General features: G+C 64.4%; 21 protein-coding genes and 2 pseudogenes. 7 read left to right on the forward strand and 16 right to left on the reverse strand.

Translation table 11 applies throughout. The annotated features are described in order from the left end of the window. The coding region (locus tag D105_RS14110) for a transposase (protein WP_026280900.1) at window positions 1-230 on the forward strand (230 nt) is incomplete at its 5' end. A 58-nt stretch (window positions 231-288) separates the two neighbouring features. On the opposite strand, the gene D105_RS0105070 is transcribed toward D105_RS14110, so the two are convergent. Further along, complete coding sequence (locus D105_RS0105070; protein ID WP_018877711.1) at window positions 289-1539, reverse strand: ribonuclease H-like domain-containing protein; 1251 nt, start codon at window positions 1537-1539, stop codon at window positions 289-291. After that, entirely contained in the window at window positions 1526-3961 is a 2436-nt protein-coding gene (locus tag D105_RS0105075; RefSeq protein ID WP_018877712.1) for a DEAD/DEAH box helicase, read from the reverse strand. Before D105_RS0105075 ends, D105_RS0105070 begins: the two co-directional genes overlap by 14 nt. Window positions 3962-4066: 105 nt before the next feature. Between D105_RS0105075 and lexA the strand changes: the two genes are divergently transcribed. Further along, complete coding sequence (gene lexA / locus D105_RS0105080; protein WP_018877713.1) at window positions 4067-4717, forward strand: transcriptional repressor LexA; 651 nt, start codon at window positions 4067-4069, stop codon at window positions 4715-4717. 4 nt (window positions 4718-4721) lie between these two features. On the opposite strand, the gene D105_RS0105085 is transcribed toward lexA, so the two are convergent. Further along, entirely contained in the window at window positions 4722-5393 is a 672-nt protein-coding gene (locus D105_RS0105085) for a DUF429 domain-containing protein (protein ID WP_018877714.1), read from the reverse strand. An 85-nt stretch (window positions 5394-5478) separates the two neighbouring features. Between D105_RS0105085 and ubiG the strand changes: the two genes are divergently transcribed. Next, window positions 5479-6237 carry a bifunctional 2-polyprenyl-6-hydroxyphenol methylase/3-demethylubiquinol 3-O-methyltransferase UbiG gene (gene ubiG, locus D105_RS0105090; RefSeq protein WP_026280414.1) on the forward strand — a complete coding sequence of 253 codons (759 nt, stop codon included), beginning with the start codon at window positions 5479-5481 and terminating at the stop codon, window positions 6235-6237. A gap of 16 nt (window positions 6238-6253) precedes the next feature. Next, entirely contained in the window at window positions 6254-7153 is a 900-nt protein-coding gene (locus D105_RS0105095; protein WP_017942527.1) for a histone deacetylase, read from the forward strand. Between the two features lie 32 nt (window positions 7154-7185). Here the strand turns inward: D105_RS0105095 and D105_RS0105100 are convergent, their stop codons facing one another. Further along, window positions 7186-7827: a bifunctional 2-polyprenyl-6-hydroxyphenol methylase/3-demethylubiquinol 3-O-methyltransferase UbiG gene (locus D105_RS0105100; protein ID WP_018877716.1), complete on the reverse strand. Its 642-nt coding sequence runs from the start codon at window positions 7825-7827 to the stop codon at window positions 7186-7188. A 232-nt stretch (window positions 7828-8059) separates the two neighbouring features. Between D105_RS0105100 and D105_RS0105105 the strand changes: the two genes are divergently transcribed. Continuing rightward, window positions 8060-8686, forward strand: a complete 627-nt coding sequence (locus tag D105_RS0105105) for an SPOR domain-containing protein (RefSeq protein ID WP_026280415.1) — start codon at window positions 8060-8062, stop codon at window positions 8684-8686. Between the two features lie 9 nt (window positions 8687-8695). Here the strand turns inward: D105_RS0105105 and D105_RS0105110 are convergent, their stop codons facing one another. After that, entirely contained in the window at window positions 8696-9238 is a 543-nt protein-coding gene (locus D105_RS0105110; protein WP_018877718.1) for a cyclin-dependent kinase inhibitor 3 family protein, read from the reverse strand. Window positions 9239-9369: 131 nt separating this feature from the next. Between D105_RS0105110 and D105_RS14545 the strand changes: the two are divergent. Continuing rightward, window positions 9370-9825, forward strand: a pseudogene (locus D105_RS14545) (PHP domain-containing protein); the annotation flags it as partial. Window positions 9826-9959: 134 nt separating this feature from the next. On the opposite strand, the pseudogene D105_RS15045 reads toward D105_RS14545, so the two are convergent. Continuing rightward, window positions 9960-10080 (reverse strand): annotated as a pseudogene (locus D105_RS15045) (SAM-dependent methyltransferase); the annotation flags it as partial. 483 nt (window positions 10081-10563) lie between these two features. Between D105_RS15045 and D105_RS0105120 the strand changes: the two are divergent. Continuing rightward, window positions 10564-11376: a response regulator transcription factor gene (locus D105_RS0105120; protein WP_018877720.1), complete on the forward strand. Its 813-nt coding sequence runs from the start codon at window positions 10564-10566 to the stop codon at window positions 11374-11376. 112 nt (window positions 11377-11488) lie between these two features. Here D105_RS0105120 and D105_RS14115 read toward each other — a convergent pair whose 3' ends face one another. From D105_RS14115 to D105_RS0105170, 10 genes are all read right to left on the reverse strand, one after another. Then, window positions 11489-13954: an ATP-binding protein gene (locus D105_RS14115; protein ID WP_018877721.1), complete on the reverse strand. Its 2466-nt coding sequence runs from the start codon at window positions 13952-13954 to the stop codon at window positions 11489-11491. Between the two features lie 209 nt (window positions 13955-14163). Further along, window positions 14164-14565 carry a TadE/TadG family type IV pilus assembly protein gene (locus D105_RS0105130; protein ID WP_018877722.1) on the reverse strand — a complete coding sequence of 134 codons (402 nt, stop codon included), beginning with the start codon at window positions 14563-14565 and terminating at the stop codon, window positions 14164-14166. 189 nt (window positions 14566-14754) lie between these two features. Further along, a complete protein-coding gene (locus D105_RS0105135; protein WP_018877723.1) occupies window positions 14755-16560 on the reverse strand; it encodes a TadG family pilus assembly protein in 1806 nt (601 codons plus the stop codon). A gap of 16 nt (window positions 16561-16576) precedes the next feature. Further along, window positions 16577-16885, reverse strand: coding sequence for a DUF3613 domain-containing protein (locus D105_RS0105140; protein WP_018877724.1), 309 nt, complete (start codon window positions 16883-16885; stop codon window positions 16577-16579). Window positions 16886-16903: 18 nt separating this feature from the next. Next, window positions 16904-17530, reverse strand: a complete 627-nt coding sequence (locus D105_RS0105145) for a hypothetical protein (protein WP_018877725.1) — start codon at window positions 17528-17530, stop codon at window positions 16904-16906. 127 nt (window positions 17531-17657) lie between these two features. Further along, a complete protein-coding gene (locus D105_RS0105150; protein WP_018877726.1) occupies window positions 17658-18572 on the reverse strand; it encodes a type II secretion system F family protein in 915 nt (304 codons plus the stop codon). Window positions 18573-18588: 16 nt separating this feature from the next. Continuing rightward, complete coding sequence (locus tag D105_RS0105155) at window positions 18589-19470, reverse strand: type II secretion system F family protein (protein WP_018877727.1); 882 nt, start codon at window positions 19468-19470, stop codon at window positions 18589-18591. A gap of 45 nt (window positions 19471-19515) precedes the next feature. Then, window positions 19516-20766 (reverse strand): CpaF family protein, encoded by a 1251-nt coding sequence (locus tag D105_RS0105160; protein WP_018877728.1) that lies wholly within the window; start codon window positions 20764-20766, stop codon window positions 19516-19518. Beyond that, window positions 20763-21968: a pilus assembly protein CpaE gene (locus D105_RS0105165; RefSeq protein ID WP_051075161.1), complete on the reverse strand. Its 1206-nt coding sequence runs from the start codon at window positions 21966-21968 to the stop codon at window positions 20763-20765. The genes D105_RS0105160 and D105_RS0105165 overlap by 4 nt, the downstream gene beginning before the upstream one ends. Continuing rightward, window positions 21958-23253, reverse strand: coding sequence for a type II and III secretion system protein family protein (locus D105_RS0105170; protein WP_018877730.1), 1296 nt, complete (start codon window positions 23251-23253; stop codon window positions 21958-21960). Before D105_RS0105170 ends, D105_RS0105165 begins: the two co-directional genes overlap by 11 nt. Window positions 23254-23268: the final 15 nt, after the last annotated feature.

Raw genomic sequence — 23268 nt, forward strand, 5'->3', positions numbered from 1 at the left:
CCCATCACAAGCACATGAAGAGCACCAACATGCTCGAGCGGCTGAACGAGGAGATCCGCCGCCGGACCCGGGTGGTCCGGATCTTCCCCAACACCCACAGCTGTCTACGCCTGGTACGGGCCCTGGCCGTCGAAATCCACGAAGGCTGGCTGGAGGACAACCGCTACCTGAACATGGATCTGCTCAAAGAGCACAAGAAAATCCTGCTGAGGCAGGCCGAGGCCGCCTGAGCCATACCGACCAACCGAACATGGCTGACTCACTTCTGCACAACTTGACGCACACAACCTACCGGGCCGTTGCCTCGATCCGCCCCTGCAGTCTTGCGATCCGTGCTTTGGCCCGGGGCCCGGATGCCAGTTGCCCGGCATACTGCAGCGCGCGTTTCCAGTCCCGGCGCTGGTGCTCGTGGTATTTGGCCAGCGCCTCCAGTGCCTCCTGGACGCCCTGCTCCGCCAGCGCCTCCCAGACGGGCACGGCCTGGTCATATCGCCCCTCGCGACGCCATTCGCGCGCAAGCCACAACCGGCCGGCTGGCGACAGCTGGTGCTGGTGGGATTCGAGCAGCCGCCGGGCAGTGTCCGCGCCCTGCAGGCGTTCCTGTAGGCGCGCGGCGCCCTCCACCGATGCCCCATGGGCCGCGGGCTGTAACAGCACGGACGCCAGCACCGGACCCAGCAGGGTCAGGGACAGGATGTCGTCGGTGTTGTGCCGGACGACGCGTTCCAGTTCCTCGCTGCGCCCGGAGACAAGATAGTCCTTCCAGGCCCACGGGGCCTCGGCCCCGGGCAGATCGTCCTGACGATCGAGTCCCAGCAGGCGCTCCTCGACCGTTCGCAGGCGACAGTCCGGCCAGGCGTGGCTAAACAGGCTGCGCACCGGGCGCAGGAAATCGGTGTGCGCGGCCTCCTGCGCATCCGGGCGTCGCTGCATACGACGACGATCTCGGAGCAGCGGCAGATCGAAGGTCTTGCCGTTGTAGCTGACGAGGTGGTCGCACTCGCTCAGCGCGGCGTCGACCGCTTCCAGCAGGGCCCCCTCGCCCGCGAACGCCGTCGTCAACCACTGACGCAGGCGGACCCGGCCATCCCAAAGGGTCGCCAGCCCGACCAGAAACGCGACCGTCCCGGCACCCCCGGCGAGGCCCGTGGTCTCGGTATCGATAAAACCCAGGCGCTGATCGGTGTTCCAGAACGGCATTGCCGGTTCGCGCGCCCGTGCCAGGGTATGTCGGCCATGGGCGTGGCAATCTGGCATCGCGCGGTCGAGCTGGATCACCTGTGGCGTCAGGAGTTCGCCATCCAAGCGCCTGGCCAGCTCTTCGGGCGGGGTGGCGGATTCGGCGGCTGTACGGTTCGGCCGTGTTCGACCGGTGCCCGCCCCACCCATACGGTCGAGCCGGGCCCGGATCTCGTCCAGCACGTTGCCCTTGCCCGATGCGGCCCCGGCACTGTGAGGATCCGCCGAGGTCCGGCCAGGGGCCGGCGGTTCGCTACCGGACTGGCGGCGCAGGGTGTTCAGGCGGTCATGCAGACCCATGGGATTCCAGGCCCTCCAGGACCGTGATCGCAGCCTGTTTCGGCGAGAACCCGCGCACCTCGTCACTGGCCAGGATGGGTCCGATGCAGCCCGGACAGCCGTGGGCACAGTCGCACTGCCGGATGAGGGTCAATGCGTCGCCGATGACCCGTTGGCGCGCATCGAACAGGGGCGCGGACAGGCCGACGCCGCCCGGATAGTGGTCGTACAGAAACACGGCCGGGCGAAAGCGGCCCGCCTGTTCCGGATCGCACTCGCCGCCATCCAGCGTGCGCAACTGGCCGCGGCCGTTCGCGCCCACGGTGGCAAACCAGCGGGCATCACCATCGCCCACCGCCCGGCCCAGATCCTGCGGCTCGGACATCACCACCAGTGCGGCCACGTGGTGCATGGCGTAGGCGGCACCGAGAAAGCCATCCAGGGCCTCGTGGCGAGAGGCGAAGCGCTGTTCCAGCGCCTCGGGTGCCATCTGCCACCAGACGGCCGTGGTGTGCATCTCCTGGTCCGGCAGGTGGATGTTGCCGTAGCCGATGTTCTCGTGGGTGTAGTAGCGGATCTTCTTGTAGCCGGGAATGCGCCGGACGATGTGGACCTCGCCGCGTGCGGCCTCGCCCTGCCCCGCCGGGCTGCGTTCGAAGCCGTCGAGGATCTTCAGGCGGGTGTAGTCGATGGCGTCGGTGTAGTAGTCCGCGCGGGTGCGCGTGACGAAGGCCTTGCGCCCGGTCCAGTCCAGCCGCTCAACTTGGTAGGGCACGGCCTGGACCAGATAGATCGCCCCTTCGTACAGCGTCTCGGCCGCGCTGGAGAAATCCACCTCGGCGATGATCTGTTGCTGGCCGTCGGTCGTGTCCACGACCACGAAGTTGCCCTCGGCGACGGAGCGCAGGCTGACGCTCTGGGCGGGGTAGCTGTCCTCGGTCCAGTGCCAGGTATCCGACTCGCGGTGCAGGACGCCCTGCTCCTCCAGATAGGCCAGCAGAGACTCCAGATCCTCGCCACCAAAGGTCTCGCCCTTGCGGAAGGGCAGCTCGAAGGCCGCGCAGCGCACGTGATCCAGCAGGATCAGAAGCTGATCCGGCGCGATGCGCGCCTGTTCCGGGGACTGACCGAGGAAGAACTCCGGGTTCCGGATGATGTACTGGTCCAGCGGATCGGAACTGGCGACCAGCACGCCCAGCGACGGGCGGTTACGCCGGCCGGCCCGGCCCAGACGCTGCCAAGTGCTGGCAATGGTCCCGGGGTACCCGGTCAGCAGGCAGACATCGAGGCTGCCGATATCCACCCCCAGCTCCAGCGCGGAGGTGGCGATGACGCAATCGACGTTGCCGCTGCGCAGCGCCTTCTCGGTCTGGCGGCGCTCGTTCGGGAGGTAACCACCCCGGTACGCCGCGACGCGCGAGGCCTTGCGCGGGTCGTTGTCGAACACGTCTTTCATGTAGCGGGTGATCACTTCGACCATCAGTCGGGTGCGCGCAAAGATGATGGTGGTGAGCTTGCCGCGCAGGGCCATGCGTGCGATTCGCGTGACCTGGGAACGGGCCGAGGCGCGGATGCCGAGATCCGCGTTGACCACCGGCGGGTTCCACAGCAGCAGATGGCGTTCCCCGGCCGGTGCCCCGCTCTCGGTGATCGCCGTCACCGGCTCGCCGACCAGACCCGAGGCCAGTTCTTCCGGGTTGGCGATGGTCGCCGAGCTCATGATGAAAACCGGGTCCGCCCCATAGAACCGGCAGATACGGCGTAGCCGCCGCATCACGTTCGCCACGTGGGAACCGAACACGCCGCGATAGGTGTGCGTCTCGTCGATCACCACGTACTGCAGGCTCTCGAAGAACTGGGCCCACTTGGTGTGGTGCGGCAGGACGCCCTGGTGAAGCATGTCCGGGTTGGTCACGACGATGTCGCCCCGGGTGCGCACCGCCTTGCGGGCATCCCCCGGGGTATCGCCGTCGAAGGTATAGGCGCGCACGCCGAGGTCCCCGGCCTCATTGAGCTCCATGAGCTCCGCGACCTGGTCCTGCGATAGCGCCTTGGTCGGGAACAGGTACAACGCCTTGGCCTTGTTCTCGCGGGCCGCTTGAAGGACCGGAAGGTTGTAACAAAGCGTCTTGCCGGACGCGGTCGGGGTCACGACCACCGTGTGTTGTCCGGCGCGGATCTGGTCCCAGGCGGCACGCTGATGGCTGTAGAGCTGTTCCACGCCCCGGGCTCGGAGCGCGCCGGCAATGGCCGGATCAAGATCCGCGGGCAGGTCGGCGTACTGGGCGGGGCGCGCCGGCAGGACCAGCTCACCGGTAATGCGCTTGGCGTAGCGCTCCTTGATGCGCTCGACCAGTCGCCGCGCGCCGGCGCCTTCGCCCGGCCCCTCCACGTGTGATTCGGGTTCGGTGAGTTCGGGGAGGACGCGCGCCGGTTCGGTCATGGCAATGTTCTCGCGGGAGCCGTACAGTGGCGATCATAGCCCGGAGAACAAACGGAGAACAATGTTCTCTTCCCTGCGCGATCACGATCCTGGAGAACGGATGCCATGGAGGCACTGACCCCGCACCAGCGTCGGGTGCTTGAGGCCCTGCAGCGCTTCGCGGCCGAGGGGCACGCGCCAAGTCTGGACGAGTTGGCCGAGACCCTGGGTCTCCGCTCACGCGGGTCCCTGCACAAGCACATTCGCGCCCTGGAGGCGGCGGGCTACGTAAAGCCCGCCCAGGGACGCCATCGAGGCATCCGGTTGGCCGATGACGTGCTGGATTCGCCTGTCGCCGAAGGCATGACGGGACCCGGCTCATGGGGCTCCGGCACCCTGCCTCTTCTGGGCCGCATCGCGGCGGGCCAGCCAATCGAGGCGCTGGCGCACCCCGAACCCGTGGAGGTACCGCCGGCCCTGCGCGGGCATGGCGAGTGCTATGTCCTCGAGGTAAAGGGCGACTCCATGCAGGACGCCGGCATCCTCGACGGCGACTGGGTGGTCATCGAGTCGCGCAGCCATGCCCGCAACGGTGAGATCGTGGTCGCCCTGATCGACGACGGAGACGCCACCCTCAAGCGGATCGAACAGACCCCGGATGGCGTCCTGCTGCATGCGGCGAACCCGGCCTACGCGCCGCTCTTGGTCGCCCCGGACCAGGTCCGCATCCAGGGAGTGCTCGTCGGCCAGATGCGCCGTTACTCCTCGTCGATGTAGTCCTTCAACAGGCGAAGTCGAACGGGTGCAGCGGCGGCTCGGCCGGGTGGATCCAGGCGGGTTTGCCCTGCCTCCACTGCCAGGCCGCCAGACCCGCGGCACACGCGGCCACCGAGTGATCACTGACCTGGTCGAGATCGCACACCCCGTAGAGCCCCTGCCCCTCCAGCCAGGCCAGCAGCTCGCGGCGCGCCTCCGGCTCATGCTTCATGGCCTTCAATGTCGCCACCGAGGCGCCCCTCAGGACCATCGCCACGGTGGGGTGCACCTCCACCACCCGGGCGTCCGGACGCTCGCTGCCGAGCATGCGGCTGACCGCCACACCCCGCAGCGTCAGGTAGGCCATGCGCGGTGCGGAAGGGGCCATGACGGTTCCGGCCGGCAAACCGTGTTCGACCGCCACGCGTCGCAGGGACTGGTCGGATGTGCGACTGCCTCCGGTGGGCCAATACGACAGGGGCGCATCCAGCCCGACAATCGCGCCCGCGGGTATCCGGTCCAGGATCGCCTGATCGTTCGCTCCCGCCAGCAGCTCCAGCAGATGGAGCGCGCCACCCTGTTCGCGGAACACGGCGACGGAGGTATGCGCGGCACTGCCGGGGCCGGACAGGTCCACCCCGATGATCGTCTGCCCCATTCGATCGACCTCGGCTCGCTGCTGACGAAGGGCCACCATCGCATCGATCCTGACCGGATGCGATCAAAACCGGGATCGCGTGGTCCGAAAGGAACCGTCACAAACATGGTGAGCAGCGCAGCCAATGAATTCTCCAGATGTGGAACGCGACCGAACCGTTGACCCGGACGAGGTGCAACGCTACCGCGCCCTGGCCGAGATGTGGTGGCAACCGGATGGAAGACTCTGGCCCCTGCACGTGCTCAATCGACTGCGCAGCGACTACATCCGGGATCAGCTCTGCCGGTCGCTCGGATGCGACCCGGAGGCCGACCGCCCCCTGGCCGGCCTGCGCATGCTCGATATCGGCTGCGGCGGCGGCCTGCTGAGCGAGGCGATGGCCCGCATGGGCGCGGACGTGCTCGGGGTGGATGTTGTCAACCGCAACATCGCCGCGGCGCGGCATCACGCCGGGGAACAAGGCCTGGATGTCCGCTACGAGGTCAACACCGCCGAGGCCCTCGCCGCACGCGGGGAAGCCTTCGACGTGATCCTCAACATGGAGGTGGTCGAACACGTCGCGGACCTGCCCGCGTTCATGGGGAGCGTCAACCGGATGCTCCGTCCCGGCGGCCACACCTTCGTGGCCACCATCAACCGCAATCCTCTCTCGTTCGTGGTGGCGATTGTCGGCGCCGAGTACCTGTTCCGCATCCTGCCCCGGGGCACCCATCAGTGGAAGCGCTTTGTCACGCCGCGAGAAACGCGGGAGCTGCTGGCCCGGGACGGCCTGGAGCCCGTGGCGCAGACGGGGGTCAAGGTAAATCCACTTAACCGCCGGATGTGGCTGTCGCGATCCATGAGCGTCAACTACATGATCCTGGCACGAAAGGCTGCAGCCTGAAGGCCGGGCTCGCTGTATGACGCTCTCGCTGGTGCATCATCCCGACTACACGATCGACCTGCCCGATGGGCATCCGTTTCCGATGGCGAAATTCCGGGTGCTCCGGGAACGGCTGGAGACGGAGCTGGCCGACACGGCAGTCACCTGGCTGCAACCGGAGATCGCCGCGCGGGCAACCCTGTTGCGGGTACATACGCCCGAATATCTCGACGACTTCCTGTCCGGCCGGACCAGCAAGGCCGCCCAGAGGCGCAGCGGGTTCCAGTGGTCCGAGGCACTGGTGGAGCGCGTGCGGCTGGAGACCGGCGGCACCCTGCTGACCGTGGAGGCCGCTCTGGCCGAGGGTCTGGCACTGAACACCGCCGGCGGCACCCACCATGCCCACGCGGGGTTCGCGAGCGGGTACTGCCTGATCAACGATATTGCGGTCGCAGCGGCCCATGCGCGCGCCGAGGGATGGGTCCGGCGCGTCCTGATCGTCGATCTCGACGTCCACCAGGGCGACGGCACGGCCGCGATCTTCGCGGACACCCCCGAGGTCGTGACCTTTTCCATGCACGCGGGGACCAATTTCCCGGCCCGCAAGACCCCCGGCGACCATGACATCGAACTGGCCCGACACACCGGCGACGATGCCTATCTGGCGGCCCTGCGGGATGTGCTGGCGGTCCTGCTACGGGACGTGCGTCCCGATCTGGTGATCTACGACGCAGGCGTCGACGTGCATGGCGCGGACCGACTGGGACACCTGGACCTGACGGATGACGGGATCGAGGCCCGTGACCGGCATGTGCTGCAGGTCTGCCGCGAGATGGCCACACCCGTGGCGGCGGTCATCGGCGGGGGCTACGACCGCGACATTGCTGCGCTCGCCGATCGCCATGCGATTATCCATCGGACCGCCGCGTATCTGTGACAAGCCCTTGCCCCGGGCAACCGCATGGCCCACTAGTCGTACGGCGGTGCCTGATCTTCCGGACCGGTATCACCGTCGGATATGGCTACGACCAGGCAGGAGGCGCGGCTGCCATGGGTGGTCAGCACCCGCCACTCCTCCACCGCCAGGCCGGCGGCGGCGAGCTGCGCGCGGAGATCGGCCTCGTAGGTCACGTGCCCGAAATCGATCGTTGTGATCCGTCGCAGCAAGGGTTTCAGGATCTCCATCCAGCGCACAGGGCGCCGCTGGATTGTCTGGGTGAACATGAAGCGGCCACCGGGTGCCAGCAGGCCCTTGCAGTGGCGCAGTGCCTGTTCCGGATCGGGTAGCAGCATGAAGCTGGCCGAGAAATACACCACTTCGTAGGGCCCGGCCGCGTGGTCGTACACCGATTCCTGGCGCACCTCGACGCAGTCGGCCAGCGATGACCCCTCCAGCCGCTGGCGGGCCCGCCGGACGTAGTCGCCATCGATGTCGATGCCGGTCAGCCGCAATCGCTTGCGCCTCACGTCCCCGGCATTCGCCAGCAGCGACCCGGCCGTGCCGATGCCCACATCCAGCACCCGGGCCCCGTCGGGCATCCGCTCCAGCGCCGCCGCGTACCAGCGAGCCGTCAGCCGGAGAATCAGGAAATCATAGATCACACTTCGCATCGGACTCCTCGGCAAAGCCCGGACGGGTATCGCAGAGACGAACCGGGCCCTGCGCATCCTCGCAGTTCGCCCTGTCGCCTTCCATCCCGATCGCCCGTTCCGGTACACCCCCATAAGTGGCATTTTGCTTGCATATCGACCCGAGAGGGCGGAAACGGCAACTATCCGTCGCACGACGGTGGGCCCGTCCCTCAATGACGAAAAGGCAATGATTGCCAAGGAGGGTCACAAGATGATCAATCTGTTCCTTACCCGACGCCAACTGTTCTTCCTGGTGCTGGGCACCCCGCTGGTTACGGTCCTGCTGTTCGTTCTGGGCGTCTTTTCGGGTGCCGCCATCGGCGCCCCCGGGCCACTTGTCGGCGAACCCGAACCGGCGGGGACCGAGACCACCACCAACTCCACTACGGCCTCTGAAAGCACCCGTACCGGCCTGCTGGATGCCGCGGCACCCTTGCCGAGCCGCGACGGCGATGACGTTGCATACCCGCTCTTCTCACCGGCGCACCATTTCGGCCACATCGAGAGGGAAAACCGGGAAGCATCGGGGGTAGAACCTGCACCGCACCGTCAGGATGGGCCAACCGAAGACGCCACGGCATCCGATCCGCTGTATTCCATTCAGGCCGGCGTATTCACCGAACTGGAGAACGCCAGGAAGCTGCATCAGACACTGAAGGCGCGCGGGCTTACCAGCCGGCTGGAAGTGGTGGACGGACCCGATCCGGCCTCCGAACGCTACCGGGTTCGCATCGGGCTGTTCGACTCGCGAGTAGCCGCGACGGCCGCTCTGGATGCACAGGAAGGGGATACGCTCGCAGATGCGTTTATCGTCGAGCGTCCGTTGAACCGCTCCTGAAGTCGCGCCTCAGTCCGTTCGTGGCAGGCTGCCCAGGTAGCGTTCCTGGTCCGGGCTTTCGATCGCGCCGGGACGGGCGGACCGAACCTTCCGGATGGCCGCCTCCGGTGCTAGCCCGCGTTCGATGAGGGTCAGGGCGGCAATTGTACCCGCACGGCCCTGACCACCCCCGCAATGGAACGCCACGCGCTCCCCGTCCCGCAACCACTGGTGGATCCGTGGGCCGACGTCCCTCCAGCCCGCCTCCCAGGGGCGGTCCGGGGCAGCCATGTCGCCGATTGGAAGATGCAGCCAGCGCATGCCCGCCGCCTGCACGCGCGCGCCCAGATCCGCCACCCCGAGATCCGACAATTCGCCTGGCTGGTTCAGGGTGACCACCACGCTCGCGCCCCAGCTGCGGAGCGCGTCCAGATCCGCCTGGACATCCTGCAGTGCACAGGTCGTTCGATCCCGGCGCTTGCCGGGGCATCGCGTCATGCCGATCGCCCCACCCTCGGGAAGCTGGATCGCCCCAATGTCGAGAGCGGGCTGTTCGTCGGTACCGGGCTGCATCACAAGGCGCTCCAGCGCGTCGGGAATGGCCCTTCAGTGTAGCGCTGGAGCAGACAGCCGGTGCTACCCATTCCTGCGCGAACGTGCCCGGTTTCTTGCGTATGGATCGATACTGTTTTTCTATACAGCATATGGAGCCCACTTCATCCCCTCGACCCGAACCCCCTGCCTACGCCGAACTGACGAGCCTCAGCAACTTCTCGTTCCTGCGCGGGGCATCACACCCGGAGGAACTGGTCGAGCGGGCGCGTGCGCTGGGCTATCGCGCGCTGGCGCTGACCGATATCGCCTCGTTGGCGGGCGTGGTACGCGCGCACGCGGTGGCGAAGGACTGCGGGCTACACCTGATCCTGGGGGCGACCTTCCGGCTCGCGGACGGCCCCGCCCTGACGCTGCTGGTGCGCAATGCGGCGGGCTACGCCGCCCTGTGCCGGCTGATCACCCGGGCCCGCGGCGCGGCGGACAAGGGGCACTATCATCTGTCGCGAGCCGATCTCGACACCCTGCCCGCCGAGGCCCGCACCGGCTGGCACGTCCTGCTGCGCATCGAGCCCGAGATCGCGGAGCCGACGCTCGCCGAAGCGGCGCCGGCGCGCTTCACCAACGGCGAGCGCTGCCTCCGCCCGCGCGACGTCGGCCTGGACCCGGACGGCGCCCTGGCCCCGCAGCGGCAGACCCTGACCGCCGAGCCGCTGGGCTTTCCCTACCACGAGTCGCCGCACGCCGGGGGTTCCGATGCCCACGTCCAGTCGCGCCGCTCCGTGCAGGAGTCGCCACAGCACCTCGGCGTACCATTGCAAGGTAAGGCGGACGATCAGCAGATTGTAGATCGCGCTACGAATAGAAGATTCGTCGATTATTCGACGGACCGTTGAATGAGGTCGGTGGGGTAGCCACCATACCGGACACAACGGGCCCACAGGGGTTGGTGGAACAAGGACCAGCGCTCGGCGATCGCACTGTGTGAATAGTCTACGTGAAACACACGCCCGCTCTTGAGAGAAAAGCCCACCACCGTAATCACTTCGTAATACCTTTACCCTACTTTACGACTACGTCGGGCCCGCATATTGCTTGCCGCTTGCCGCATCCGCTCACACCCACCTTCCCGAACCTCAGCACAAATGGCCTCCCTTGCTGGCGTGACGTTCCCCGCCACGTTATCCTTGAGTATGTCCACCTTCCAAACGGTTCGATGAACGCCTACCGACGAAGAACCAAAACCGCAGGCTTTGGCAGCCGCTCGATTAAGCATGATGAAATCGACCTCAAGCTCGCCTTGGTCAGCAGATATTACGCAAATCGAACGATCGCGGAGTCCCTAAATGACTGAGGCCACCATTGCAGGTTCGGCGCTTGTTCGAATTCTAGTTGTCGATGATGAACTACCGATCATCGAGGAGCTAGTAGAGTGCCTGGAAAGCACCGGCCACCCTTGCTGCACTGCGCAATCCGCAGAAGAGGCACGAGAGAAGTTCCTGAAACATCCTGATATCGGGATCATCCTGACGGATATCAAGATGCCTCAGGAGGATGGAATCCAGTTTGTGGACTGGCTGGTGCGACAACATGACGATGAGCGGGTCTTTGAGACCGCCGTGTTTACCGGACACGGGTCTCACGAAAAGGCAGTAGAAGCAATGCGTGCCGGAGTGCGGGACTACTTCCAAAAACCACTCGATCTTGAGCATGTCACCCAATCAGTCGAGAACCTGCGCGAGCGTGTACTCAAACGCCGGGCGACACAAAGGATACCCGGCGAAGTCGAGAATCGGCTGGAGTCACTGGGGAGCTCCCTATCTGAGATCTCGGAGAACCTCGCAGTTCTGCGCAGTCAGGTCGGCCTGGACACCGCTGAGCAGAAACCCGCGCCCCAGTCGGCCTCTCACCTTCCCCACGTGAATCATTCCGACTTCGACCGACTGACTGCACGTCAAAAAGAAGTGGTAAAACTGGTGGCCAATGCATACAGTAACTACCAAATTGCGTATGAACTAGGCATTACCGAGAACACCGTAAAACTCTATGTCTCCCAGGTTTTGCATACCCTAGGCCTCACCAACCGGACGCAACTCGCGCTCGCAGCGACCCGGGAACAGTTCAGCGATCATCATCAGTCCCATCCCGCGCAGGATTAATATGCGCACAAAAATGCACACGCGCACACTCTTCCTTCCGACGAGGGCACCAAACGGCGCCGCGCCGCTAGAGCCAGGAAACGGCACCCGCTGAGCATGTGGGAGCGGGCGGCTACACGGCCCGTGTTCCACCTACCCGCGTCGCGACAGGCAACCGGATCCTGAACCTCGCTCCCTGGGGTGTGTTCTCGACTTCGATCGTGCCCCCCATGTCCTTCACGATTCCGAAACTGACCGACAGCCCCAGCCCCGTGCCCTTCCCCACCTCCTTGGTAGTAAAGAACGGCTCGAATACCTGGTCCATCCGGTCCGGTTCGACCCCACCTCCCGAGTCCTCCACTACCAGCTCCACCAAACCCTCACCGGTGCAGGGGGCGACGCTTAGTTCTATCCGGTCGTCGCAGGCCTCGGGATTGCACTGCCCCGACTCGTCGGCTGCCGAGCGTTTCTCCCGAATGGCATCGCGACTGTTGATCATCAGATTCATCAGCACCTGCTCCAACTGGTCGCGATGACCGAGGACCTGTTCCGAACCCGTACCGGCAGAAATCATGCGGACGTCAATTCCTTCGCATTCCAGCTGTTCGCGTATCAGGATCTGAGAGTTTCGAGCGGCCTCGGTCACGGAGAACAAACCCGGCTCCGGGGCGCTCTTGCGCCCGAACATCCTCATCTGATCAATGATCGAGGATGCACGAGAGACCTGATCTTCAATCCGATCAAGCTTTCCGAGGAGCGCATCCGCTGCCGGGGTGCCCTCCTCAATATGACGGCGGGCATTGAAGGCAGCCATCCGGACGACATTAAGCGGTTGGTTCAGTTCATGCGCCATGCCGGTCGCCATCTCGCCTATCGTGCCCATCTTCGCTGCGTGGATCAGCTTCTCCTGGGCCTCTTTAAGGTCCGTGTGGTCATGCCCCACCACCTGGACTTCGAGCAGATCACCCTCGGTGGAGAAAAATCCACGTTCAGCCCACGTGATCCAGCGTGCACCGCGGCCCGGTACCTGGACCCTCATCTCGTATTCCTGGACGGGCTGTCTCGGGGAAAGCCGCGCGATACGCTCACCCACGCGAGAACGTTCTTCTTCCGGCAGGAATGAAAGCCAGTCCCGGCCTTCCACCGAATGGCTGCCTTGACCGAACGTTTCGACGAATGCCTGATTCGCGAACTTGAGCCTGAAATTCGTGCCGTAACGGCAGATGAAGGAGGGGGCGTCATCCACGATGGCCTTGTAACGCCGCTGGCTGGCGTAGACCTCGGCCTCGACCTGCTTGTGTTGCGTGACGTCCAGAAAGATTCCGACGACTTCATCCGTGACATCCGCGTCGCCACCCGTGCGGTTCGCATCTTCGAACACCCAGCGATAGGTTCCATTCTCGTCCCGGAGACGATAGATCGCGGAGAAATGGCCGCTTTCGGCAAGAGTCGACAGGCGATCACGAATCACATGCAGATCGGCAGGATGGACGCGGGCGGCCAGTGCACGTGATTCCGGAAAGTTCTTCTCGATCCGCCCCAGCACTCTCTGGAACGATTCACTCACGTATTCGAGTTCAAGGTCCTCCGAACCAAACCGACACACGTACACGGCCATGGGGGCACAGTTAATGAGATTTTCGAGGCGGCGTGTAGCCTGGCGCGCCTCGGTGGTCTTCCGGTGGGTTTCGGTGATCTCGGTCAGCGTTCCCCGCACGACCCGCTGCCCCTTCTCTGGGGCCGCATACCACGCGCGCACACGGAACCACCTGAATCCATCCAATGATTCGGGTGTCGGGACCTGCAAGTCCAGTTGCGCAGCCTGCCCCGTCGCGTCTACGTCGTGAATCATCCGCTCCAGGCGCTCCGAGTCACGATGCGAGAAGCAGCCACAGAGCGTCTCCAGCGTTCCCGTCTGACCGTCCGGTAACGGGACAAGCCGCCGGGTACCTCTGGACCAGATCAAGGTGTTGGTCAGTGGACACCATTCCCAGTGGCCCAGATCATTCGCCGTTTCGGCGTCTTGCCAACGCTGGCGCTCGTCGCGTAACGCAACACTGGCCGCGCTCAACCTCAGGAATGCGGCAAGGACATCGGACACGGGCGCCAGCGCATCGAGTTGCTCCTGGCCCATGTTTTTTTCCGCGCGAACCGACTCCGCAATCAGGCTTCCGACAAGACATCCCTCGGCCAGCAACGGAGAGATCAGCACAGACCGGGCGAACCGCCCCGCCATGACCCGTTCCACGGACGCATCCAGCCCCGGCATAGGCTCCGCGGGGGCACGCCTACTTTCATGAACATATCCTTCCCCTCGGGCCAGACGTGATGCGAGATCCGGCAACACGCAGTAACGCTCTGGACCAATCGCCGGCGCGGAACTCGCCTGCAGCGACTCCCACTGGGCCACGACGCGCAGGATCGCCCCGGACCCGTGCCGGGCCCGTTCCACAATCAGCAGACGGTCCGCGCCCATGACCTGACCGATGCGCATACAGATCCTGGGCAACGGTTGAAGCTCGGGCGAGGGATGCGCAAGTGCGAGGGTGCGCGCGACGTCGCCCAGTACTGTCGGCCAGTCTGCCTCACGGGTGCTCATGCCCGGCCTCCGTGGAAAAAACCGATACGCGGCCAGGAGTCGCCCGGGATGATCGGTCTACCTCGTCCCACTGCACGTCCGCTGTTCAGCGACCAAAGAGAGCCCCCCCAAAAGAACGCCGATGCATGGATACGATCCGGGCTGCGCCGCGTATCAAGCTCCGGGAGAATGGCGCAACAGGGCACAGCAGAACCTCCATGCACATCTTGCTAGAAGTCGATGGAGGAGCGTGCCCGCAGTTGCGGCGGAAGTCGCGGGACCGCCCCCACCAGGGGCAGCTCGATCGGCACCAGAACCGGAGCCGCCTCGTAGGGGTACGTCACCTCGACCTGGAGCAACCGATCTTCTATCGAGCTGCTCACCGTAAACTCCCCCGGGGAAAGCGCCACCATGAGCGAATCCTCCAGGAACGCACGGGTGCGGCCTTCTGCTCGGGCACGCAGCTGATCCTCGTAGTCCTCCTGACGCGGATCCACGGCCACCGCCACCCGCGCGCCCTCGGCGACCGCCATGTGTATGCTTTGCGAGATCAATAGCGGGAAGGCATACGAGACCAGCGCATAGAAAATCGCAAAGAACAGCACGAACACCAAAGCGAACTCGATCGCCACCGCCCCTTCCTGGCATCGGGCCCCACGCCGCGCTCTGTACTGACGTCTCATGCTGACAACCCTCCCCACTCGGCCTACGCTCTGAGCACTCGGCCCAACGCCAACCAACCGCCATGCCCTGTCGCACCGTCCGGCGCATCGGCTAGCTCTCCGTGGGGCAAGCCGACCGAGACGTGCCATCCGCCTTCTTTAGCGAACCAGGTCAACCCCACCCTCCCGCAGGTCCATGAGCGTGACCTCGACCTGCCCGATATCCGCACCCAGAAAACGCAGGACCGGATCGGCCAGGCCCTGCCCAATCTCCTCTACGACTGGAACCAGGATGGGCTCCAGAACGGCGTCCAGTAGGGGGCCGGCAAGCTCGGCCGGAATCCCCTCATCCTGAAGCTCGATCAGCAGCGAATCCTCGAGTTCGATCAATGCCTCGCCCAATGCCTCTCCCAACGAAACGCTGTGTGTCGCAGAGTCACTTGGCAAATCCTCGGGCCCCTCCACCTCGAAGACCACGCTTTCCGGAGCCGCGTTGCCCAGGCCGGCCTCGGCCCGCAAGTCCACGCGATAGGTCTCGCCCACGACGGGAAGGACACTGCCCAGCCCCAGCGCATCCTGCACCTCGATCTCGATCCACGCTGGCGGCCACTCCGGCTCCCCGGTTACCGTGATTTCGTCAAAGTGCCCGATCCCTGCTGTTGCAGCGCTTGGCCGCGTCCCAATCCCGACCTCGACCGGCGTTCCTCCCGATTCACGACAGGAGAGCCGTTCCACCCACACCTCCCCCTCGGCGGCCGCGACCGCGACCCCCAGCTGCGTCCGGACCGCCTGCCCCAGCAACTCGAACGCGAGATACGTCTCCACCTGCAAATGCACCTGGGCCGTCGTGACGTGGGTTCGCCATTCGCCGTTGTCGTCTCGCCCCGGCGGTCCAATGGCGATCTGCGGGGGTTCGATCACGCGCAATTCCGCGACCACATCGGCGCCACCGATACCGCCCAGCGCCACCGGAAGTTCCATGTCCAGGCGTACCGCCTCATCGCCTGTCGCGACCATGGCAGCAGCCATTAACGTGTCGAGCACGCCAAGACGAGCACCGAACACCGCATCGCCGTCGACGCCTTCATACACGTTCATGAATGTGCCCAGCCGGATGAGGGTATCCGTAACCGAACCCGTGGCGAGAAGCTGGTTTCTCAACACGCTCGCATTCACCGCGCCCGGATTCTCTCGCCCCACGGCCTCCACCAGCACGTCGATCAGGTCGCCCAGGAGCACCTCGCTCATCAGCACGGCATCGGCATCGAGTACGCGTGCATCGGCCGCAATCAAGCCAAGGCCCTCGGCGAGCTCATCCAGACGAATCGAGGTCTGCGCCAGCCCCTCGTAGGCCCCGACAGACAACTCCATATCGGCACCCAGCATCTCGTTCAGCAGACTGTTCAGCAGGGCCCCCTCACCCGAACTCAGGTTGGCGAGCCTGGAACCTGCGGACACAGCAACCACGGGGTCCCGCCGAGCAACCGCTTCCGCGGCCAGCTGCGTCTTTTCACCGAACAGACCACCGAGAACCAGGCTGGTGGGGACTTCGTTGCGAGCCACCACCCGCACGGCTTCGGGGTGGTCCCGTTCATCGACCTCGAATCCGCGCACACCGTCCTGCCGTACGACGCGACCCAGCAGGACGGCATCGGACTCCTGATCCAAGCGCCCCGAATAGCCGTTGGCAAGCGCATTCGCCTGCGCCGTACTCGCAGCCTGGGTATGCGTAGCCGCACATCCGGTATGTCGCAGAGCCGTCTCCAGCGCGGCCGTATCCGCAATGCGCTGTAAACTTCTCTGCTCCACGAACAGACGCCCCAGGTCAATGACTAGAGCAAGAGCCAGGATACCCGCCATCAACGTCACCGCAGCGACCAGGCCGATCGCGCCCCGTTGGTGGCGCCCCCCCATTCGGGGCGCACGGGTGTAACGCGCCACGGCTGGCGCCCTACTGGCCTTCATCGGGCCGGACCGAGCCTCAACGTGTTCCGAAGCTGTCACGAGGGAAATAGGTCTCCGGAATCGGGTGCTCGAAGGACTCCAGGTAACGACCGAGCGCACGCGTGCGGGCGGCTTCGGGCAGGCCCTGTGTTGTTGGCGAGGCCTGTTCACCGCCCCGCTGCACCTGTAGCCAGTCGCGGGTCGCCTCGCCCACCGGCTCCGTGACCGGCCGAACCTCCTCTGACCCGTCTGCACGAACCACACCGGATATACCCAACAGAAACCCTGTCAGTACCGCCACCACGGCCGCGGCGGAAACCCGGAATTCAAGACCACGTGTGTTCATCTGGCCACTCCGCTTTATTCATTCGAAACTCGGTCCGTCCGGCATACCCAACTCGCCTTCCTGCGGACTCTGCTGAAGCAAACCCTCCATGTCGCCCGATGCTTCCAAGTTCCGGAGTTCATCCAGCGCCCGGAATCTTTGATCGAGCCGAACGATCAGGTCCTCTCCGACTTTGTATTGCCGCATGAGTTGATCCATCCCTTCCGTATCGTCACGCTTCATGAGCACCAGCAATAGATTCTCGAGCGCACGTTCGTCTCCATTGCTCAACTCCAGGGCCGTCCTCAGTTCGAACTCGGCGGCCTCCTCCTGTCCCTGAATCAGCAGTACGAAGCCGTAGTCATTGCGTACCCGAGCCACATTCGGGAGTTCTTCACGAGCAATCCTCAGGGTCTCCGCCGCTTCGCCGTAGCGACCTGCGCGCACGTCCAGTAGTGCCAATCCATGATGGGCGACGCCCCGGAAGCAAGCGTGGTCGCGCAGCGCCTCGAACTCGTCACGCGCCTCATCATGCCCAATCCGACCCAGAATCTGTGCTCGGGCAAGCTTCACCTCGGCGGCTTCCTGTCCTAGCGAGTCCAGTTCCGCAAGAGCCGCGTAAGGCCTCCCATCGGCCATCATCTCCTCGGCCAGTTGCATCCCCATCTGCGCGTCCGAATCCAGTGCGGACTCGCAGGCACGAGCATTACCCGTCGAAGACTGCTGGCCTCCTCCCGTAGTGGCCGCGCACCCTGACAACAGAACCACTCCACACACCAGCACCACGGTTCTGCTAGCCATGGAGTCCCCCCAGAGCCGATATCAGACTCACAAAACCCGGTGCGGCCAGCACCGCCAGCAATGCGGGAAACAGAAAGACCATCATGACAACGCTCATTTTGGCGGACATCTTGGTAACCTTTTCCTGCACCCGCGTCTGCTGGCGGTCCTCAATCAGTGTCATCAGACGTTGCAGTGGCTCGCGCACGCTGCCCCCCTGTTGTACAAGCTGTTTCACAATCAGCACCGTATCGTCCAGTTCCGGAACCACCAGGATGCGGGCCATATCTCCCAACGCCTCGTCCAGCCCCAGCCCTGTCCCAACTCGCTGCAACGCTATATCCAGTTCCCGAGCCAGATCGGGTGCAAGTGCACGCCCCTCCTGTGCCACCACTCGCAGTGCCCCTTCCACGGAATGCCCGGAATCAAACAGAAGCCTCAGCAATTGCACCACAACCTGTACCTGATCCCCAATGCGCGTCTGACGACGGTAGGCCACGGTCGCGAGGATGTGTCGCGGCAGCACAAACGCAGCAAGCCCCAGCAAGGCAACGATTACCACCGTCTCCGCATCCAGGCCACCGGCCGCCATGAACATCAGCACCGAAACGATCAGGACTCCCCACGGCAACGTGCGCAGCAGCAAGGCCGCCACTGCTCGTTCACGCGCCCGAACGAGTCCAGCCCGCCGCAACAACAGATCCATATCGAGGTCGGTAGCGGGACGCATCAGTACCGCTTGCCAGAGCGTGCCCTTCCGCGCCGATGTCTTGCCCGGAATTTCCCGCATGCCCAGGGCACTGGACTCGCCGATGCGTTGCGCAACTAGGCGATGTTCGCGCATCCGCATCAGGAGGGTGGCCGCCAGCAGGCTCACGGCCACGCCCGCCATCAGGATCGCCACGACGATGAACGTCCAGTGCATCATGTCGTCCCTGCCCCCCTCATAACGACCTCATCATGCGCCACAAGAAGAGCACGCCCAGCGCCTGCCAGACCACCGCGCCACCCAGCACCCAGGGACCCTGGGGCGTCTCCAGCAGGGTTGCGTAGTAGTCCGGGTTCATCGCCACCGTATAGGCCGCAATCCCGACCGGAAGCACTCCGAGGACAACCGCACTGATGCGAGTTTCGCCGGTAAGCGCCTTGAGCTGGCGGTAGGCACGTTCGCGACGCCTCAATGCCCAAACGACCTGATCCATCAAGTCCCGCGCGCTGCCCCCGTACCGAAGGTTGAACCGCACCCCCAGCGCAACCAGCCGCAGGGAATCGAGCCGATGGATCTCCGCCGCCTCGTGCAGCGCCTCGCCCAGACTGCCGCCCAGCTCCACCTCCCGGCGCACCCGCCGCATCACGTCCTGTAATGGCGGGCGGGTCTCCTCGGCCGCGGCCCACATCGCTATCGTCAGGGTGCGACCGGCCTGCAGACCACGACTGACGTGCTCTACAAAACCCGGAAGCTGGGAAACGATCTGGCGTGTTCGCCGACGCCCCTGAACTTCGATCAACCCGTAAACAAGCCCCAGCCCGAGTACGATCCCAAGCACCGCCCCCGGCACACCGGCAAACAGCATTCCGAGCAAGGCTGCGAGGGACCAGATCACCAGAATGAAGTATCCGTGCACACGCTGGTCGGCCAGCCCGGACCGCAAGAATAGGCGTTCCACCGGCCCGGGTACTCGGACGCGGGCCGAGGCTGGCGAAGCCCCCAAACGCGCGTATACCCGTTCCGCATCCCGGCGCGGTTTCACCAATGACAGCGCCACAATGGCCATTGCCATCAGCACGACCGACAGCGTCAGAAGGGCATACGAATAGAACTCCATACGCAGTCTCCCGAGGGTCGTGATTTGCCAGGACGCAAGCCGGACTCACCAGTGGCCGCGTAGTTTGCTGCCCGTCACGGGCGCGTCCTGGTGGACGAACGCCTGACGCTCGCGATCGAACTCGAACAGCACACTCATCACGTACTGTCCATCACGAACCGCAGCCAGCTCACTGATCTCGCTTACGTAGCGCCGTCCGTTCGGCAATCGCCCGAGCTGTACCACCAGATCCACCGCCGCCACGATCATCTGGCGTACAGTGGCTTCCGCAATCTGACGCCCGGCCATGCCGAACAGCATCTCCATCCTCAACAGTGCATCCCGTGCGCTGTTCGCGTGCACGGTGGACATTGAGCCGTCATGCCCGGTGTTCATCGCCTGCATCATGTCCACCACTTCGTCACCCCGGACCTCACCCAGAATGATCCGGTCGGGGCGCATGCGCAGGGCATTCCTGACGAGGTCCCGTGCGCTGACCTCGCCGTAGCCTTCGACATTCGGAGGGCGTGTTTCCATGCGTACCACGTGTCCGTGATCGAGACGCAGCTCAGCCGTGTCCTCGATGGTCACGACACGTTCATCCTGCCCGACAAATCCACTCAGTACGTTCAGTAAAGTGGTCTTTCCGGTACTGGTCCCGCCGCTGACTAGAATGTTGGCCCGCCGGCTCACCGACGCTCGCAAGAACCCCAGCATCTCGTCGTTCATCGTGTGATGGGCAACGAGGTCGGTGGCTTTCAGCTGCTCATCCGGAAACTTGCGGATCGACAGGCAGGGGCCGTCCAGGGCCACGGGAGGGATGATCGCGTTGACCCGGCTCCCATCCGGCGTACGGCCGTCGACCATGGGGCTGGCTTCGTCTAGCCGTCGCCCGAGTGGTGCCAGAATCCGTTCAATGACCCGCATCACGTGGGCATCATCGACAAACTGGCGATCGGTTTCGTACAGGCGCCCGCCCCGCTCCACCACGATTCGGCGAGGACCATTAACGAGTATCTCGGACACCGTCGGGTCGGCCAGAAGACACTGCAGTGGCCCAAGACCCACCAGCTCGTCGACCAGATCTTCGGTCAAGCGGTCCAGGTCGTGTCTCGTCAACGCCAGCTGATACCCACTGACAAAGCGAGCGACCTTGTCCCCGACATACTCCAGAACAGCGGGGCGGACCCAATCCAGCACCTCGACGCCGTCTTCCTCGATGGCATCGATCAAGTAGCGATGCAACCGATTCTTCAGCTCCTGCTCGTCAGGCTGGTCACGCAACGCCAGCCCCGCGCCAAAGCCCCCCACCTTCACGACCGCCTCCGGAACACCAACCCCCAGCTTCCACGTCTCTCCAAAGACGTCGACCCCAGCGTACGGTCCACCAGCTGTCGGAGGGTCTTCAGATATCGGTCCCCAGGTGCCAACTCGAACAGGCTTTTTCCGAGATTGATCGCTCGCAACCGCAGGCCCGGGTTACTCCTCAGCGTTCCGACCAATGGCGCACCCAGTCGGCTGGCGACCGTAGCCGCTTCAGGTGCCGCCCGAGGCAGATACCGATCCACCACAATCCCCAGGGATTGCACATGGGTCCCTCCTTCGCGCATCCGCTCCAGCAATCTCTGGTTCTGCCGACAACTGGGCACTGTTTGGTCCACGACCTGAAAAACATGGTCAGCGTTGTTCAGCATCGACCGCAGAAACTCTCCGTCCGGAAGCCCTCCGAGATTCACAATCACATGGGTGAAATGGCGTCTCAGGGCACCCAGCAAGAGATGCAATTCGGTGGTGGATACGTCCTCCGCAGCCTGATCCTCGGGCATGGAAAGCACCTGAATACCCGAGGCGTGCCGGGACAGGGCCGTTTCCAGCAGGGTGGGGTCCATGCGCCGTACGTTCCTCATGGCGTCGAAGAACGTGAAGTTCGATTCCATGCCCAGCAACGCCAGTGAGTCGGCGGGCGGGAGGCCCAGGTCCACGAGGACAACGCTGGCCTCCGGGACCGCTTCGTTAACCGTCAGCGCCAGATGCGAAGCAAAAAATGCGTTGTCCACACCGGGGCGAGCATTGATGGTGGCCAGAACCTGGGCCCTGGCCGTCGGATCCGCGCGCTCGAGCGGTGAGCGTTCGAGGCTACGGCGAACAAGCGCACGAACCTCACTGGCACGGGACCCGACGGTAATAAAGTCCCGCGCGCCGGCCCTCATCGCCGCCAGCAGCTCGTCCTGCGAGACCCCATCGCCGACCGCCACAACCGTCAGTAGAGGCCTGGATGCCAGCACCCCCTCGATCAGCGTACTGGCCCGCGCCGTGTTCTCGCGGCTGATCCCGACGAACAGGATGGGTGCATCGCTCAGGTCCAGAACGCCCATGACCGCATCCAGGTTCTCGCTGCCCGCAGGGATGACCGTACCCAGATCACTCAAACTCAGCTTGAGCCATTCCAGCTCTGGTCCGTCCGGAAGAGCTGCGACAAACCGGTACAGCACGTCGTCACTCAACCCGTTAGTTGTCATTCCAGAGCCCATCCTCCCCGAAGCGGGACGCCTCAAAGCGACCATCCTCCAGGAACCACTGTTGTGCGGCATTCGGCCGATAGTTCCGGTATCCCTCACCCGGCATATCCGGCAACTGGGCATCACGAGCAAGCGGCTGCACCAGATGGGGTGTCACGATCATGATCAGCTCGCGATCGTCAGCCTGAATATTGGACGAGCGAAAGAACGCACCGAGAACCGGGATGTCTCCCAATCCGGGAAACTTGTCCACTTGAGATGCGGTACGACTACTGACGAGCCCCGAGATCACGAAGCTCTCGCCGTCACCGAGCGAAACCGTGGTATCCGTGCGGCGCACACGGATCCCCGGGACATGGATGTCGTTGACCCGGATGCCGGCCGAATCATCCAGTTCGCTGACCTCCGGAGCCACTTTGAGCGTCATGCGATCACCATCAATGACCGTTGGGGTCAGCGAGACCCGTACGCCGAACTCCTTGAACTGCACACTGATGGAGTCCGAACCACTGCTGGGTACGGGAACCGGAAATTCTCCGCCGGCATGGAATACCGCACTCTGGCCACTCAGGGCCACCAAACTTGGCTCGGCCAGCGTATATGCGAAGTCGTTACTTTCCAGGGCATTCAGCAGTGCCAGAAAACGATCGCCACCTCCGCCATAAAAGACGTTGAATCCGGAATTCGACGGCGGAATGCCCGCCGAACCTGGCCCAATCGCACCGGGACGCACGCGGCCATCTACGACCCCGGGAGAGCCCAACAGAAAGTTGGAAGAACTTCGCCGACCGAGGATCGAAGCCCCCAGCTCGCGCATCTTGGAGCGACTGACCTCTACCAAGCGAATATCCGTCTGCACCTGCATCGGCAAGTCCGCCACCTGAGCGCTGCTCCGTTCCTGTTCCAGAACGTCCAGGGCTTCCCGGCTACTGACTCGAATGAGGGAGCGTTCGGGTTCGGCGTGGCATTGGGTCCAGACGTACAGCGAGGTCAACCCCCCGTCGATCCCTGTCACGAGAATGGTCTGCCGATCCAGCACATCGACATCCGCCACCTCCGGATCCCCAACCGCTACTCTTTCGATTGAGGCAGGGAACTCCCGGGTCTGTTGGACACCCGCATCAAGATGCTGAATTCGCGGCATCCAAGGCTCATCGCCGCCACAATCTGCGCCGGCTGCCGCCATGGACACCAGGCACATCAAACCCGCCACAAGCGGCTCAATCCGCCTCCGCGACCGGAGCGGTAGCCCATGGCCGATTCCCAGCATTCTCTCGAGCCCCATCGCACCGTCCCCCTG

The organism is Thioalkalivibrio sp. ALE28 (assembly GCF_000377425.1).
Lineage (GTDB): Bacteria > Pseudomonadota > Gammaproteobacteria > Ectothiorhodospirales > Ectothiorhodospiraceae > Thioalkalivibrio.

Bases quoted from the DNA above. Each gene is read 5' to 3' on its own strand.
- D105_RS0105140 (WP_018877724.1), bottom strand. From the start codon at position 16,885: ATGAACACACGTGGTCTTGAATTCCGGGTTTCCGCCGCGGCCGTGGTG.
- D105_RS0105105 (WP_026280415.1), top strand. From the start codon at position 8,060: ATGATCAATCTGTTCCTTACCCGACGCCAACTGTTCTTCCTGGTGCTG.
- D105_RS0105100 (WP_018877716.1), bottom strand. From the start codon at position 7,827: ATGCGAAGTGTGATCTATGATTTCCTGATTCTCCGGCTGACGGCTCGC.
- D105_RS0105155 (WP_018877727.1), bottom strand. From the start codon at position 19,470: ATGGAGTTCTATTCGTATGCCCTTCTGACGCTGTCGGTCGTGCTGATG.
- D105_RS0105095 (WP_017942527.1), top strand. From the start codon at position 6,254: ATGACGCTCTCGCTGGTGCATCATCCCGACTACACGATCGACCTGCCC.
- D105_RS0105110 (WP_018877718.1), bottom strand. From the start codon at position 9,238: ATGCAGCCCGGTACCGACGAACAGCCCGCTCTCGACATTGGGGCGATC.
- D105_RS0105145 (WP_018877725.1), bottom strand. From the start codon at position 17,530: ATGGGGATGCAACTGGCCGAGGAGATGATGGCCGATGGGAGGCCTTAC.
- D105_RS0105085 (WP_018877714.1), bottom strand. From the start codon at position 5,393: ATGGTGGCCCTTCGTCAGCAGCGAGCCGAGGTCGATCGAATGGGGCAG.
- D105_RS0105165 (WP_051075161.1), bottom strand. From the start codon at position 21,968: ATGACAACTAACGGGTTGAGTGACGACGTGCTGTACCGGTTTGTCGCA.
- D105_RS0105070 (WP_018877711.1), bottom strand. From the start codon at position 1,539: ATGGGTCTGCATGACCGCCTGAACACCCTGCGCCGCCAGTCCGGTAGC.
- lexA (WP_018877713.1), top strand. From the start codon at position 4,067: ATGGAGGCACTGACCCCGCACCAGCGTCGGGTGCTTGAGGCCCTGCAG.
- D105_RS0105075 (WP_018877712.1), bottom strand. From the start codon at position 3,961: ATGACCGAACCGGCGCGCGTCCTCCCCGAACTCACCGAACCCGAATCA.
- D105_RS0105170 (WP_018877730.1), bottom strand. From the start codon at position 23,253: ATGGGGCTCGAGAGAATGCTGGGAATCGGCCATGGGCTACCGCTCCGG.
- D105_RS0105135 (WP_018877723.1), bottom strand. From the start codon at position 16,560: ATGAAGGCCAGTAGGGCGCCAGCCGTGGCGCGTTACACCCGTGCGCCC.
- D105_RS0105150 (WP_018877726.1), bottom strand. From the start codon at position 18,572: ATGATGCACTGGACGTTCATCGTCGTGGCGATCCTGATGGCGGGCGTG.
- D105_RS0105120 (WP_018877720.1), top strand. From the start codon at position 10,564: ATGACTGAGGCCACCATTGCAGGTTCGGCGCTTGTTCGAATTCTAGTT.
- D105_RS14115 (WP_018877721.1), bottom strand. From the start codon at position 13,954: ATGAGCACCCGTGAGGCAGACTGGCCGACAGTACTGGGCGACGTCGCG.
- ubiG (WP_026280414.1), top strand. From the start codon at position 5,479: ATGAATTCTCCAGATGTGGAACGCGACCGAACCGTTGACCCGGACGAG.